Annotated in this window: 13 protein-coding genes and 1 riboswitch; of the genes, 9 read left to right on the top strand and 4 right to left on the bottom strand. The window is 68.2% G+C overall.

All coding sequences use genetic code 11. From position 1 onward, the window contains the following. Positions 1-133 precede the first annotated feature (133 nt). From msrB to AC07WC_RS00690, 4 genes are all read left to right on the top strand, one after another. Complete coding sequence (gene msrB, locus AC07WC_RS00705) at positions 134-640, top strand: peptide-methionine (R)-S-oxide reductase MsrB (protein ID WP_495208356.1); 507 nt, start codon at positions 134-136, stop codon at positions 638-640. Between the two features lie 36 nt (positions 641-676). After that, a complete protein-coding gene (locus AC07WC_RS00700) occupies positions 677-2,437 on the top strand; it encodes a cytochrome c biogenesis protein DipZ (RefSeq protein WP_495208355.1) in 1,761 nt (586 codons plus the stop codon). A gap of 11 nt (positions 2,438-2,448) precedes the next feature. Further along, positions 2,449-3,192, top strand: a complete 744-nt coding sequence (gene msrA / locus AC07WC_RS00695; RefSeq protein WP_495208354.1) for a peptide-methionine (S)-S-oxide reductase MsrA — start codon at positions 2,449-2,451, stop codon at positions 3,190-3,192. A gap of 151 nt (positions 3,193-3,343) precedes the next feature. After that, positions 3,344-4,774, top strand: coding sequence for an aminotransferase-like domain-containing protein (locus tag AC07WC_RS00690; RefSeq protein WP_495208353.1), 1,431 nt, complete (start codon positions 3,344-3,346; stop codon positions 4,772-4,774). A gap of 3 nt (positions 4,775-4,777) precedes the next feature. Here AC07WC_RS00690 and bioD read toward each other — a convergent pair whose 3' ends face one another. Beyond that, positions 4,778-5,461: a dethiobiotin synthase gene (gene bioD / locus AC07WC_RS00685; protein WP_495208352.1), complete on the bottom strand. Its 684-nt coding sequence runs from the start codon at positions 5,459-5,461 to the stop codon at positions 4,778-4,780. A 117-nt stretch (positions 5,462-5,578) separates the two neighbouring features. On the opposite strand from bioD, the gene AC07WC_RS00680 reads away from it, so the two are divergent. After that, entirely contained in the window at positions 5,579-6,061 is a 483-nt protein-coding gene (locus tag AC07WC_RS00680) for a GAF domain-containing protein (protein WP_495208351.1), read from the top strand. Next, the gene (locus tag AC07WC_RS00675) at positions 6,058-6,429 is read left to right on the top strand and encodes a TfoX/Sxy family protein (RefSeq protein WP_495208350.1); all 372 of its coding nucleotides are present in this window, start codon (positions 6,058-6,060) and stop codon (positions 6,427-6,429) included. Before AC07WC_RS00680 ends, AC07WC_RS00675 begins: the two co-directional genes overlap by 4 nt. A 38-nt stretch (positions 6,430-6,467) precedes the next feature. On the opposite strand, the gene AC07WC_RS00670 is transcribed toward AC07WC_RS00675, so the two are convergent. Continuing rightward, positions 6,468-7,046 carry a histidine phosphatase family protein gene (locus AC07WC_RS00670; protein WP_495208349.1) on the bottom strand — a complete coding sequence of 193 codons (579 nt, stop codon included), beginning with the start codon at positions 7,044-7,046 and terminating at the stop codon, positions 6,468-6,470. Between the two features lie 152 nt (positions 7,047-7,198). Continuing rightward, positions 7,199-7,429, top strand: a riboswitch (cobalamin riboswitch). A 124-nt stretch (positions 7,430-7,553) separates the two neighbouring features. Here AC07WC_RS00670 and btuB point away from each other — a divergent pair. After that, positions 7,554-9,395 (top strand): TonB-dependent vitamin B12 receptor, encoded by a 1,842-nt coding sequence (gene btuB, locus AC07WC_RS00665; protein WP_495208348.1) that lies wholly within the window; start codon positions 7,554-7,556, stop codon positions 9,393-9,395. A gap of 148 nt (positions 9,396-9,543) precedes the next feature. On the opposite strand, the gene gph is transcribed toward btuB, so the two are convergent. Then, positions 9,544-10,218, bottom strand: coding sequence for a phosphoglycolate phosphatase (gene gph, locus AC07WC_RS00660; RefSeq protein WP_495208347.1), 675 nt, complete (start codon positions 10,216-10,218; stop codon positions 9,544-9,546). 66 nt (positions 10,219-10,284) lie between these two features. Further along, on the bottom strand, positions 10,285-11,187 hold the full coding sequence (locus tag AC07WC_RS00655; protein WP_495208346.1) for a LysR family transcriptional regulator: 903 nt from the start codon (positions 11,185-11,187) through the stop codon (positions 10,285-10,287). Positions 11,188-11,282: 95 nt separating this feature from the next. On the opposite strand from AC07WC_RS00655, the gene AC07WC_RS00650 reads away from it, so the two are divergent. Together AC07WC_RS00650 and AC07WC_RS00645 are read left to right on the top strand one after the other, a co-directional pair. Next, the gene (locus AC07WC_RS00650) at positions 11,283-11,921 is read left to right on the top strand and encodes an NAD(P)-dependent oxidoreductase (protein WP_495208345.1); all 639 of its coding nucleotides are present in this window, start codon (positions 11,283-11,285) and stop codon (positions 11,919-11,921) included. Between the two features lie 115 nt (positions 11,922-12,036). Beyond that, positions 12,037-12,951 carry an MBL fold metallo-hydrolase gene (locus AC07WC_RS00645; protein WP_495208344.1) on the top strand — a complete coding sequence of 305 codons (915 nt, stop codon included), beginning with the start codon at positions 12,037-12,039 and terminating at the stop codon, positions 12,949-12,951. The last annotated feature ends 265 nt before the right edge of the window (positions 12,952-13,216 follow it).

Genomic DNA, 13,216 nt, shown 5'->3' with positions numbered 1-13,216 from the left:
CGGCAGGAAGGCATGACGCATTGTCGACGGATCGCGCCCGGAATGTGTCACGGAAAATTTAACCCTGCGTGAGGATTCGTTGACCCGGCCGGGCGCAGCATGGCCGCATCGTCCCCCTGCCCGGAGATCGGCCATGCGTTACACACGTCGCAATGTGCTTGGAATGGGCGGCATGGCAGCCGCCGCGGGCCTGTTCGGCCTGACTGCCTGCAGCGGCCCTGCCCCGGCGGCGCCCGCCGCGCCGGTCCGCCAGTTCGAGGTCATGCGCAGCGATGCGCAGTGGCGCGAGCAGCTCACCCCGGCCCAGTACAGCGTGCTGCGCCGGCAGAGCACCGAGCGGCCGTTCAGCAGCCCGCTCAACAAGGAACATCGGCGCGGCACCTTCACCTGTGCCGGCTGCGCGTTGCCGCTGTTCTCCTCCGCCACCAAGTTCGACAGCGGTACCGGCTGGCCGAGCTTCTGGGCGCCGCTGCACGATGCCGTCGGTGAAGACCGCGACGCCACGCTGGGCATGATCCGCGTCGAGGCGCATTGCCGGCGCTGCGGTGGCCATCTTGGCCACGTCTTCGACGACGGCCCGCGCCCGACCGGACTGCGCTACTGCATGAACGGCGTGGCCATGAACTTCATCGCGGCCTGAGCGCTGCACTTCCCTGCGTCATAGAAGGACCTCTCCATGCTTCTGCTCGTGCTGGCCTACCTCGGTGGCGTGCTCACCATCCTCAGTCCCTGCATCCTGCCGGTGCTGCCGTTCGTGTTCGCTCGGTCCGACCGCCCCTTCCTGCGCAGTGGGTTGCCGCTGCTGATCGGCATGGCGCTGATGTTTGCCGTCGTCGCCAGCCTGGCGGCGGTGAGCAGCCAGTGGGTGGCGCAGGCCAACCAGATCGGACGCTGGATCGCGCTGGTGGTCATGGCGGTGTTCGCACTGGCGTTGCTGTGGCCGGCGTTGGCCGATCGCCTGCTGTCGCCGTTCCAGCGCCTGGGCGCGCGACTGAGTGCCTCGGCCGATGCGGCCAGTGATGCCGGCCGTGGTGGCGTGGGCACCTCGCTGCTGATCGGCATCGCCACCGGCCTGCTGTGGGCACCCTGCGCCGGCCCGATCCTCGGCCTGATCCTGACCGGTGCGGCGCTGCAGGGCGCGAGCGTGGGCACCAGCGGGCTGCTGCTGGCCTACGCGCTGGGCGCGGCCACCTCGCTCGCGCTGGCGATCTGGATCGGCGGGCGGGTGTTTGCCGCGCTCAAGCAGCGCCTCGGCGTGGGTGAGTGGGTGCGCCGTGGACTGGGCATCGCCGCGCTGCTGGCAGTGGTCGCCATCGCGATGGGGTGGGATACCGGCGTACTGACCCGGCTGTCCACCGTCAGTACGGCCCGGGTGGAGCAGGGTCTGCTCGACGTGTTGCCGGCGCAGTCGCCTGTGGCTGGCGCCGCCATGATGAGCGCTGCCACGGGCGCGACAGGGCAAGCGCTGCCGGTGGAAGGCACCCTGCCTTCGCTGGCCGGTGCCACCGGCTGGCTCAACAGTCCACCCTTGGATGCACAAGCGCTGCGCGGCAAGGTGGTGCTGGTCGATTTCTGGACCTACTCGTGCATCAACTGCCTGCGTGCCATGCCCTACGTACGCGAGTGGGCCGAGCGCTACCGCGACCATGGGCTGGTGGTGATCGGCGTGCACGCGCCGGAGTTCGCCTTCGAGCGCAACCTGGTCAACGTGCAGCGCGCCGTGAAGGACCTGAAGGTCAGCTACCCGGTCGCGATCGACAACGACTACGCGATCTGGCGCGGCTTCAACAACAAGTACTGGCCGGCGCACTACTTCATCGACGCGCAGGGCCGGATCCGCGCGCATCACTTCGGCGAAGGCAACTATGCGCAGTCCGAGCAGATCATCCGCCAGCTGCTGCGTGAAGCCGGCAACACGCTGCCCGGTGACGATGCACCGGTGGCGATGACGCTGGATGGCGTGGCGCGCCAGGCCGACATGGACAACCTCAAATCGCCGGAGACCTACCTCGGCCATGCACGGGCCGAGAACTTCGCCTCGCCCGGTGGCCAGCGCCAGGATCAACCCGCCGACTACACCGTGCCTGCCACGCTGCAGCACAACCAGTGGGCGCTGGCCGGGCGCTGGACCGTGGGCAACGAAGACGCCCGGCTGGAGACGGGCGGCGGCCGCATCGCCTTCCGCTTCCATGCGCGCGACCTGCACCTGGTGCTGGCCCCGGGCGAAGACGGCAAGCCGGTCCGGTTCCGCGTGCGCATCGATGGGCAGGCGCCGGGCGCAGCGGCCGGTGGCGATGTTTCCGCCGACGGCGACGGCCACGTCGATGAAAACCGCCTGTACCAGCTGATCCGCCAGTCCGGCGCCGTGCAGGAACGCACCTTCGAGATCGAGTTCCTCGATCCGGGCGTGCGCGCCTACGCCTTTACGTTTGGGTGAGGAGCCATCGCATGAAGATCGCATTCGACAAACTCGTTGCCGGCGGCATCGCCGTCGCCATCGCCGTACTCACCGCCAGCGTGGCGGTTGGGCTGGATCGACCGGCGCACGCCGCGGCGACCAGCGCGACCGTGGCCGTGCCACCGCCTGCCGGGAAGGCGGACCTGCACCAGCCCGGCATCAAGCGCGCCCAGGTGGTGTTCGCCGGCGGCTGCTTCTGGGGTGTGCAGGGCGTGTTCCAGCACATCAAGGGCGTGGACAATGCGCTCTCCGGTTACATCGGTGGCAGCGCCTCCACCGCGACCTATCCACGCGTCGGCAGTGGCGGCACCGGCCATGCCGAGGCGGTGCAGGTGACCTACGACCCCTCGCAGGTGAGCTACGGCCAGCTGCTGCAGGTGTTTTTCTCGGTGGCGCACGACCCGACCCAGCTCAACCGGCAAGGCCCGGACCGTGGCACCCAGTACCGTTCGGCCGTGTATGCCGACGATGCGGCCCAGCGTGATGCCACCCGCGCCTACATCGCCCAGCTGCAACAGGCCAGGACCTTTGCCGCGCCGGTGGTCACCCAGGTCGACGGTGGCAAGCCGTTCTTCGCCGCCGAGGGCTACCACCAGAACTACCTCACGCTGCATCCGGAATCGCTGTACATCCGCATCAACGACCTGCCCAAGGTGGCCGCGCTGAAGCAGCAGTATCCGGCGCTGTACCGCGAACAACCGCGACTGGTCAGCACCACCATTTCGGCCCGCTGAGGACGCTGAAAACAAGAAAAAACGCACGGCACACCGTGACCTGCCGTGCGCGAGGGAAGTCGGGATGCCCATGGTAGGCTGGCGCCAGGCGCGGATACAGATGCAGACGGCTGTCATCCGCACGGTTACAGATCCCGTGGATGCAGCTGCGATGGCGACCAACCTCTACCAATCCCTGGCCGATGAAATGGCCGATGCCATCCGCAGCGGACGGCTGCCGGTCGGCACCCGTCTGCCATCGCTTCGCGGGCTGGCGACGCAGCGCAGCCTCAGCCTCAACACGGTGATCGCCGCCTATCGGCAACTGGAAGATGCCGGGCTGGTGCTGCCGCGCCCCAAGGCCGGCTTCGTGGTCAGTCCGCGCCTGCCCGAGCCGACGCAATCGCTGCGACAGGCGCCGTCACCGCCGACCGCACCCGGCCAGCAGGCGATGATGGCCCGCGTACTGGCCGCGCAGCAGCAGCCGGGCATCGTCGATCTGGCCTTTGCCGGCCCGCGCGGCAAACGCTTCTACCCCGGTGCGCAGCTGGCCCGCAGTACCGCGCAGGTACTGCGTCGTGCCGCCACCACGGTGGAAACCTACGCCCGTCCAAACGGCGCGGCGCGGCTGCTGACCCAGATCGTGCAACGCGGGCCGCGGCTGGGGCTGCACACCACGGTGGATCGGCTGGTGCTCACCCACGGGGCGATGGAGGCCCTGCAACTGGCACTGCGCGTGGTGACAAAACCTGGCGACGCGGTCGCCATCGAAGCACCGTCCTACTTCAACATCTACCCGCTACTGCGCAGCCTGGGCCTGCGTGCGATCGAACTGCCGACCCACCCGCGCGACGGGCTCGATCTGGACGCGCTGGAAGCCCTGCTCGAGACCGGCGGTATCGCCGCGATCATGGCCATGCCGACCGTGCACAATCCGCTCGGCGGCAGCATGCCGGTGCCGAACAAGCAACGCCTGGCCGCACTGGTCAACCACCACCAGGTGCCGCTGATCGAAGATGCGGTCTACGCCGAGCTGCAGTTCAAGGAACCCCTGGAGCCGTTGGCCAAGAGCTTCGATCGCGACGGCTGGATCATGGTCTGCAGTGGCTTCTCCAAGACGCTCGCGCCGGACTACCGGATCGGCTGGCTCGACGGAGGTCGCTTCGCGGCCGATATCCAGCTGCTCAAGTTCCATTCCTCCGGCGCCGAGTCACGCCTGCTCGGCGATGCGGTGGCGGCGTTCCTGGAAGCCGGAAACTACGAACACCATCTGCGCGGGCTGCGCCGACTCTACAGCGACCAGGTCGGCCACGTGCGCGGACTGATCGCCCAGCATTTTCCGCCCGGCACCTCGGCCACCCAGCCCAGCGGTGGGTTCCTGCTGTGGGTGGAACTGCCCGCGGCCATCGATGCCGGGGAACTGTTCGAGCAGGCCCTGGCCGCGGGCGTGGTGTTCATGCCCGGCCAGGTGTACTCGCGCGGTGCACGTTACCGGCACTGCCTGCGCCTGTCGTGCTGCCAGGAACTGGACGAGCGCTTTGTCGGCGCGATCGCTGCGTTAGGGCGGCTCGCCACCGCGCTGCAGGCACGCGCGGCCGGCTGACGCTCAGGACACCAGGCGGTCTGCCAGGCTCGCCGGATCCGCACCCGGCGCATACGGCAGGCGGCCCCAGCACGGCATCGGCAACCGCGCCTTGAGCAGCGCGACATTCTCATCGCGCCGGGCCATCGCCGGATCCACTTCGTTGGCGATCCAGCCGATGCAGCGCGCGCCACGGGCCGCGATCGCCTCGGCGGTCAGCCGCGCATGGTTGAGGCAGCCCAGCCGCAACCCGACCACCATCACCACCGGCAGTTCCAGCGCCTGCACCAGATCACTCTGGTCCAGCGTGGCCGACAGCGGCGCCAGCCAGCCGCCGACACCCTCCACCACCACCGTATCGGCGCTGGCGCGCAGGCGCGCGAAGGCGGCTTCGATCGGCGCCAATGACAGCTGCACACCGGCCTCGGCCGCGGCGATCTCCGGCGCCAGCGGCTGCTCCAGCGCGAATGGATTGAGGTCGTCATACGCAGGCACCGGCAGGCTGGCCGCCAGCAGGGCGGTGGCGTCCTCGTTGCGCAGTCCTTCCGGCGTGCGCTCGCAACCGCTGGCGACCGGCTTCATGCCCACTGCGGTAGCACCATGCCGACGCAGGGCGTGCAGCAGCACACAGCTGCTGAAGGTCTTGCCGATGCCGGTATCGGTACCGGTGACGAACAGGGCGGCAGGCAGCGGCGCAGGCAGTGACATAGGGACGACCAGGAGGGGAACGCGCCATTATCCGCCCTCCCGGCAGCGCTGCGCTGCGGTCCGCTGCGTTCCGCGGGCCCCGGCGCAGGCGGGCGTTCGGCTTGGTAGACTGCGGCCATGTTCGATACCTCCACGCTCACCGGCAGCAAGCCGGAACAGTACGGCCAGCTGCTGGCCCAGGCCCGCGCCCTGGTGCACGGCGAGCGCGACCGCATCGCCAATGCAGCCAACCTGTCGGCGCTGGTCTACCACGCCCTGCCGCACCTGAACTGGGTCGGCTTCTACTTCTTCGACGGCAACGAGCTGGTCGTCGGCCCGTTCCAGGGCCTGCCCGCCTGCGTGCGCATTCCGCTCGACAAGGGCGTGTGTGGCGCCGCGGCGTCGCAGCGGGTGACCCAGCGGATCGAAGATGTCGACGCGTTCCCGGGCCATATCGCCTGCGATTCGGCCTCGCGCTCGGAACTGGTGGTGCCGCTGATCCACAACGGCGAGCTGGTCGGTGTGTTCGATCTGGATAGTCCTTCACTGGCACGTTTCGACGCCGAGGACCAGGCCGGCTTGGAGGCGATCGCCGCCGTGTTCGTCGAGGCCCTGGGATGAGTAGCGCCAAGCTGCGCAACATCGGCCCGAAGAGCGCAGCGTGGCTGCGCCAGGTCGGGCTGCGTACGCCGGAAGACCTGGTGGCGGTCGGCGCCGTCGGTGCCTTCGTCAAGGTGCGCCGCGCCGGCTTCAAGCCAAGCTTGAACCTGCTCTATTCGCTGGAAGGCGCCCTGCAGGACTGCCACTGGCAGGACCTGCCGGAGGCACGCCGCATGACGCTGGTAGCCGAATACGAAGCGATCATCGCCGACCAGCCGTTGAAGAAGGCGCCGCCTGCGTCCGGCCCGGTCTACGACCGCACGGTCGAGCATCGCGATGATGACGGCGACGAAGCAACGCCGTTCGAGATCGACGACGACCATCGCTGAACCCCGGGTATCGACAGCGCGTCGATACCCGTGCGCCCTCACACCTGCTGCAGCTCCAGCAGTTCGCCCCACAGTTGATCGTCCTCGCGCTCCACGCGCAGCCGCAGCCGGGTGCCGTGATCGATCCGCAACGCCCAGCACATCGCCATCGGCAGGCCGCATACCTGCGACAGCACCATCCGCAGCGGTCCGCCATGGCTGACGATCAGGGTGGAGACCCGCTCGGGCTCATCCAGCAGCCGATGCAGTCCACGCGCGATGCGGCGCTCGAATTGGCCCCAGCTTTCGCCATGTGGTGGCGGGTTGGCATGCGGGTCCAGATGGAAGGCCGACAACGCATCCATCGGCAGCGACTCCAGCGCGCCACCGTCCCAGTCACCAAAATCCAGCTCTTCCCATTCCTCGTCGGTGTCCACCGCCAGCCCAAGCGGGCTCGCCAGCGCTTCGGCCGTGACCACGGCGCGCTGCCGTGGCGAACACAGCACACGCTGCCAGGTCAGCGCGGCGTAGCGCGCACACAAGGCATCGGTCGCGCCTTCATGCAGTGGCGGATCGGTACGGCCATCGAGATGGTCGTCGCGGCCGGTGCTGGCGTGGCGGATCAGGTCGAGGATCATGCACGGCCCCGTCTACTGCCCGCGGCGGCCGACCAGTGAGGGTCGCGGGCGTCGGTACCGGGCTGCTGCAACCACGTTGGGGTCATGGGGATCACATCGAAAAAGCGAGGCGCATTCTAACCGCTGCGCTCCACCGGCCCGGCCGATGGCTTAGACTGCGCCCACTTTCAGGTGACCCGGGGCTGCAACGCCGCCAGGTTGAAACGGGAAGCCGGTGACGCGTCAGGCCCTGTGCCCGCCGCTACTCCGGCGCTGCCCCCGCAACGGTAAGCGAGGAAACACCAGGCAACACGCCACTGTGCTCCGGCATGGGAAGGCGCCTGGCACGATGGCACCCCCATCGACCCGCGAGCCCGGAGACCGGCCTGGAAGACGACTGGTTGCGATGCGGCGGGCATGGCGGCGGCAAGCAGGCGCCTGCGTGCGCCCGCCCACCGTCGAATCTCCCTGCAGCGCGATCATCCCCACCCCTTGCCGCGCGGGCGTGCGCGGTGCATGGAGTCATCGATGAAGCTGCAGATCCCCGTTCTTTCCCTGGCCGTCCTGTCGGCCCTGCCCCTGCTGGCGTCCGCCCAGGACGAGGCCACCGCACTGGACCAGGTGCTGGTCACCGCCACCCGTACCCCGATCGCCCTGCAGGACAGCATCTCGCCGGCGCAGGTGATCGACCGCGCCGAGATCGAGCGCAGCCAGGCGCCCTCGCTGCAGGATCTGCTGCGCGGCCGGGCTGGCATCAACCTCAACAACAGCGGCGGCCTCGGCAAGCAGAGTTCGCTGTTCCTGCGCGGCACCAACTCGGCCCACACCCTGGTGTTGGTCGATGGCGTGCGCATCAACACCGGTGACCTCGGCCTGGCCATGATCCAGGACCTGCCGCTGGCGCAGATCGAACGGATCGAAATCGTGCGCGGCCCGCAGTCCAGCCTGTACGGCGCCGACGCGATCGGTGGCGTCATCCAGATCTTCACCCGCCGCAATGCCGGCCAGTTCGCCCCGCACCTGCAGCTTGGCGGCGGCAGCAACGGCCTGCGCGAGGCCAGCGGCGGCTTCGGTGGCAGCGGTGAGCGCGGCTGGTTCGGCACCGACATCGCCTACCAGCACAGCGATGGCATCAACGCCTGCCGCGGCTCGGTCGCGCCGTTCGCCGGCTGCGGCGCCGATGAGCCCGACCGTGACGGTTACCGCAACCTGTCGATGAGCCTGCGCGGCGGCTATGCGCTGACCGACACGCTGAGCCTGGAAGGCACCGCGCTGCGCGCCGAAGGCGAGAACCACTACGACGGCTACTACAGCTACTCCGACACGCTGCAGCAAGTGCTCGGCGGCAAGCTGCGCTACACGCCCAGCGAGCGCCTCAACCTGACCGTCAGTGTCGGCCGTGCCGACAACGAATCGGACAACTACAACGGTGATACCTGGCTGGGCAACGCGCAGACCCACCGCGACAGCGCCTCGGTGCAGGCCGATATCGGCATCGCCGACGGCCAGCTGCTGAGCGCCGGCGTGGACTGGAGCCAGGACAACCTGGACGGCAGCAGCGCCGGCTATCTGGTCGACAGCCGCGACAACACCGGCGTGTTCGTGCAGTACCAGGGCCGCTTCGGCGCGCACCACGTGCAGGCCAGCGTGCGCAACGACGACAACGAACAGTTCGGCAACCACACCACCGGCAGCCTCGGCTGGGGCCTGGAGCTGGGCAGCGGGTTCCGCCTCAACGCCAGCTACGGCACCGCATTCAAGGCCCCGACCTTCAGTGATCTGTACGACCCGTGGAGCGGCGTGCCGACCCTGGACCCGGAAAAATCCAAGAGCGCGAACCTCGGCATCGCCCAGCAGGGTGATGGCTGGCGCTGGGGCCTGGATGTGTACGAAACGCGCATCGATGACCTGATCACCTACGACGCCACCACCTTCATGATGTCGCAGGTCGAGAAGGCCCGCATCCGCGGCGCCGAACTGACCGGTGCCATCACCGTCGCCGGGTTCGATCTCAACGCGCAGCTCAGCCACACCGATCCGCGCAACCGCACCGACGGCAGCGCGCAGTTCGACAACTGGCTGGCCCGCCGCGCACAGAACACCGCGCGCCTGGACGTGGACCGCCGCTTCGGTGACTTCCGCGCCGGCCTCACCGTCAACGGCGCCGGCAAGCGTTACGACGATGCCGCGAACACGGTGGGCCTGGGCGGCTACGGCACCGTGGACCTGCGCCTGGAATACGCCCTGACCCGCGACTGGTCGGTGCTGGGCCGGGTCAGCAACGTCTTCGACCGCGACTACGAAACCGTCGCCTGGTACAACCAGCCCAGTCGCGAGTACCGCCTGAGCGTGCGCTACCAGCCGAAGTAAGCGCGCGGGACGGCGGCACCGCTGCCGTCCCACCCTCGGCAGGTGCCGACCGTTGGTCGGCACAATCGTTGAATCTGGTAGGTGCCGAGCGTTGGTCGGCACAATCATTGAATCTGGTAGCTGCCGACCGTTGGTCGGCACACGCGCATCAGAGCGCCAACAAGTCCCGCAGATCGTCCATCACTGCAACTGCCTCGACATTGTCCAGATCCAGCCCACGTGGATACCCATAGCGCACCAGCGCCACCGGCATGCCTGCATCCACGGCGGCGCGGTAATCGGTGATCGAATCGCCCACCATCAAGGCGGCTCCTACACCCACATTGAAGTGCGCCGCGATATGCCGCAACGGCGCCCCGCTCGGCTTGCGCTCCGACAGCGAATCCCCGCCCAGCACCAGCGCGAACTGATCCCGCAGACCGAAGTGCTGCAGCAACGGTGCCACCAGCGCGGACGGCTTGTTGGTGCAGATCGTCAGCGTCACCGCGCGTTCGCGCAATGCAGCCAACGTCTCGGTCACACCATCGAACAGGCGCGGACTGCGCAACAGGCAGGCCTCGTAGTGCCGCATGAAACCAGGCATCACCCTGTCCAAGTCGATACTGCTGCCGGCCGCGGTGAATGCCTGTTCGACCAGCCGGCGCACCCCATCGCCGATCCAGGTCAGCACGGTCGCCTCCGGCACGCGCGGCAACGCCCAGTCTTCCAATGTGCGGTTGAGCGCCTCGGCGATATCGGCCGCGCTGTCCACCAGCGTGCCATCCAGATCGAACACCACCAACGGATACGGGTACGGATACGACAAGGCAATGCTCACTTCCACAGCAGGGAAGCGCCATTGTACGGAGGTGCGTGTGTGATGCCGATGCACGCCCGGGTAGAGCCGCGTTTACAGCTGCGCCAGGAATTCCGGGCTGGCAAAACGCTCCACCAGGAAATCCAGGAAGCTGCGCATGATCGTCGGCAGCTGCCGACGCGACGCATACACGGCGTGGATGCCCAAGCCTTTCACTTCGTAATCCGGCAGCACCTCGATCAGTTCACCACTGCGCAGCAACGGCGCGATCTGATACGTGGGCAGCATCGCGATGCCGGCGCCGGCACGCACCGCTTCAAGCAGCAGCGATGCTTCGTTGGCACTGATGTTGCCGCCCACTGCCACCGCGATCTTCCGCCCGTCGCGCTGTAGATGCCACACGCTCTTGCCGACGTAGTGGTGGGTGAGACAGTTGTGTGCGGCCAGCGCATCGGCGGTGGTCGGTGTGCCATGCTCGGCCAGGTACGCCGGTGCCGCGCACAGCACCGACCGGCACGGCGCCAACGGACGCGCGATCAGACTCGGGTCGATCGCGCGCGAAATGCGTACCGCGATGTCCACGCGCTCTTCGACCAGATTGACGGCCCTGTCCACCAGCAGCAGTTCCACCCGCGTGAGCGGATGCCGTTTGACGAACGCCGCCACCGCTGCCGCCAGGTGGATCTGCCCGAACGAGACACTCGCGGTGACCCGCAGCAGACCATGCGGCTCGGGGTTGTCGGTGGCCAGCTCACCGCGCAGCTCATCGCCGATCGCCAGCATCTGCCGGAAGCGCAGCAGCGCGGCTTCGCCCGGGTCGGTCAGACTGATCCGGCGCGTGGTCCGGTGCAGCAGCCGCGCGCCCAGCCAGCGCTCCACCTCGGCCAGATAGCGCGTCACCATCGCCCGTGACATCTCCAGTGCCTCGGCCGCCGCGGTCAGGCTGCCGCGTTCGGCCACCTCGACGAACACGTTCATGGCGGTCATCCGGTCCATTTGATCGATCCGTGCAACAAATTAGGCCGTTATACGCGGTTTTTCGCTCGATTCCAGAAGCATACGCTGGGCTTCCTCCCTCAACGGACCTCCCCATGAAAATCGCGCTTGTTGGTGCCACCGGCAATATCGGCCGTGAAATCACCCGCCAGGCCCTCGCCCGCGGCCATCAGGTCACCGCCATCGTGCGCCGCGAGACCGACCTCCCGGCCGAACTGGACGGTGCCCAGCTCGCCGTCGCCGCGCTGGACGATACCGATGCCCTGGCAGCGGTGATCGCCGGCCATGACATCCTGGCCAGCGCCTTCGGCCCGCGCCCGGGCGATGCGCCCAGCACGGTCACCACCACCACCGCCGCGCTGGTCGCTGCTGCCCGCCAGGCCGGCGTGCCCCGCTTCATCATGGTCGGCGGCGCCGGCAGCCTGGAGGTTGCACCGGGCGTGCAGCTGGTGGACACCGAGGGCTTCCCGGACGCCTACAAGCCGGTCGCCCTGGCCGCCCGCGAGACGCTGAAGCAGCTGCGCGCCGTCGACGACCTCGACTGGACCTTCTACTCCCCCGCCGCCGAAATCGGCCCTGGCCCGCAGCGCGGTGGTTTCCGCACCCAGGCGCAGAATTTCCTGGTCGGTGCCGACGGCCACAGCCGGATCAGCTACCCCGACTACGCCGACGCCTTCGTCAGCGAGATTGAAACCCCGCAGTACGTGCGGCAGATCGCCACGGTTGCGTACTGACCAGGCCGCCGATGTGAAGCAGCCGACCAACGGTCGGCTCTACCGGCCCCGGGGTCATGTCGGGGCCGTATCGCCCCGGTGTGTGCCGGGACCGCGCTGCACAGGACTCCTTGAAATGCCGACCGTTTCCCGCACGACCCTGGCCCTGGCGTTGACGCTCGGTACCGCGTTCGCCGTGAGCCCACCGGCCATCAGCCACGCTGCTGCGGCCACCGCCGAAGCCCACGCGCTGCAGGTGCAGCCCTACCACCCCGGTGACAAGGCGCTGTTTTCCGTCGCGTCCACCCTGATCACCGGCCGCCACGACGCCATCCTGGTCGACGCCCAGTTCGCCACATCCGACGCCGCCCAGCTGGTGCAGCGCATCCGCGCCTCCGGCAAACGGCTGACCACGATCTACATCAGCCACGGTGACCCCGACTACTACTTCGGCCTGGCCACCCTGCAGGACGCCTTCCCCGACGCCCGCATCCTCGCCACGCCGACCACCGTCGCTCACATCAACGCCACCCAGGCCGCCAAACTCGCGTACTGGGGCCCCCGGATGGGCGCAGGCAAACCCACCCGCATCGTCATCCCCGAACCGCTGGAGGGCGACACCCTCACCCTCGAAGGCCAACCGATCAAGATCATCGGCCTCAACGGCCCTACCCCGGACCGCACCGTCCTGTGGATTCCCGCCCTGCGCACGATCCTCGGCGGCATCCCGATCGTCGCCGGCGAACACGTCTGGATGGCCGACACCCAGAGCCCGCAATCGCACACCCACTGGCTGCAGACCCTGGCAACCATCAAGGCCCTCAAACCCACGCGCGTCATCCCGGGCCACTACGCAACGGGTGCCGCCCTGGCCATCAGCGCCGTGGATTTCACCGCCGACTACATCCGCGCATTCGACGAAGAGACCGCACGCAGCAACGACGCCAACACACTGATCGCCGCCATGAAAAAGCGCTATCCGACCCTGGCCGGCGAAAGCTCACTGGAACTGAGCGCGAAAGTAGCCAAGGGCGAAATGCAGTGGCCGTAATGGCGCGAAAATGAAAGGCAGGGCGGCGCGAAGGCGACACGATCACCACGCGTGGGTGAGACCTCCGCATTGAATCCAGATGCGAGCAAAGCTTGGGCGAAGCGTTCGCAACCGTCGGGCGCAACGTCGCTAGCAAGAGTCGAGGGACCGCAGCAGTAGAGTCCTGGCGAGCAACGTCTTCAGTGAATCCGGAAGAGTGCAGGGCACCTTTTCCACGCGCACCGACCAAGTGTCGAAGGGACGACGCGGGTGGGGTATCGGGACC

It is taken from the genome of Stenotrophomonas sp. GW821-FHT01H02A, assembly GCF_059422145.1.
This window is presented reverse-complemented; position numbering and strand designations above follow the sequence as displayed.

What these genes read in the sequence shown, in the direction of transcription:
- msrB (WP_495208356.1), top strand. Translation starts at nt 134, where the DNA reads ATGCGTTACACACGTCGCAATGTGCTTGGAATGGGCGGCATGGCAGCC.
- AC07WC_RS00700 (WP_495208355.1), top strand. Translation starts at nt 677, where the DNA reads ATGCTTCTGCTCGTGCTGGCCTACCTCGGTGGCGTGCTCACCATCCTC.
- msrA (WP_495208354.1), top strand. Translation starts at nt 2,449, where the DNA reads ATGAAGATCGCATTCGACAAACTCGTTGCCGGCGGCATCGCCGTCGCC.
- AC07WC_RS00690 (WP_495208353.1), top strand. Translation starts at nt 3,344, where the DNA reads ATGGCGACCAACCTCTACCAATCCCTGGCCGATGAAATGGCCGATGCC.
- bioD (WP_495208352.1), bottom strand. Translation starts at nt 5,461, where the DNA reads ATGTCACTGCCTGCGCCGCTGCCTGCCGCCCTGTTCGTCACCGGTACC.
- AC07WC_RS00680 (WP_495208351.1), top strand. Translation starts at nt 5,579, where the DNA reads ATGTTCGATACCTCCACGCTCACCGGCAGCAAGCCGGAACAGTACGGC.
- AC07WC_RS00675 (WP_495208350.1), top strand. Translation starts at nt 6,058, where the DNA reads ATGAGTAGCGCCAAGCTGCGCAACATCGGCCCGAAGAGCGCAGCGTGG.
- AC07WC_RS00670 (WP_495208349.1), bottom strand. Translation starts at nt 7,046, where the DNA reads ATGATCCTCGACCTGATCCGCCACGCCAGCACCGGCCGCGACGACCAT.
- btuB (WP_495208348.1), top strand. Translation starts at nt 7,554, where the DNA reads ATGAAGCTGCAGATCCCCGTTCTTTCCCTGGCCGTCCTGTCGGCCCTG.
- AC07WC_RS00655 (WP_495208346.1), bottom strand. Translation starts at nt 11,187, where the DNA reads ATGGACCGGATGACCGCCATGAACGTGTTCGTCGAGGTGGCCGAACGC.
- AC07WC_RS00650 (WP_495208345.1), top strand. Translation starts at nt 11,283, where the DNA reads ATGAAAATCGCGCTTGTTGGTGCCACCGGCAATATCGGCCGTGAAATC.
- AC07WC_RS00645 (WP_495208344.1), top strand. Translation starts at nt 12,037, where the DNA reads ATGCCGACCGTTTCCCGCACGACCCTGGCCCTGGCGTTGACGCTCGGT.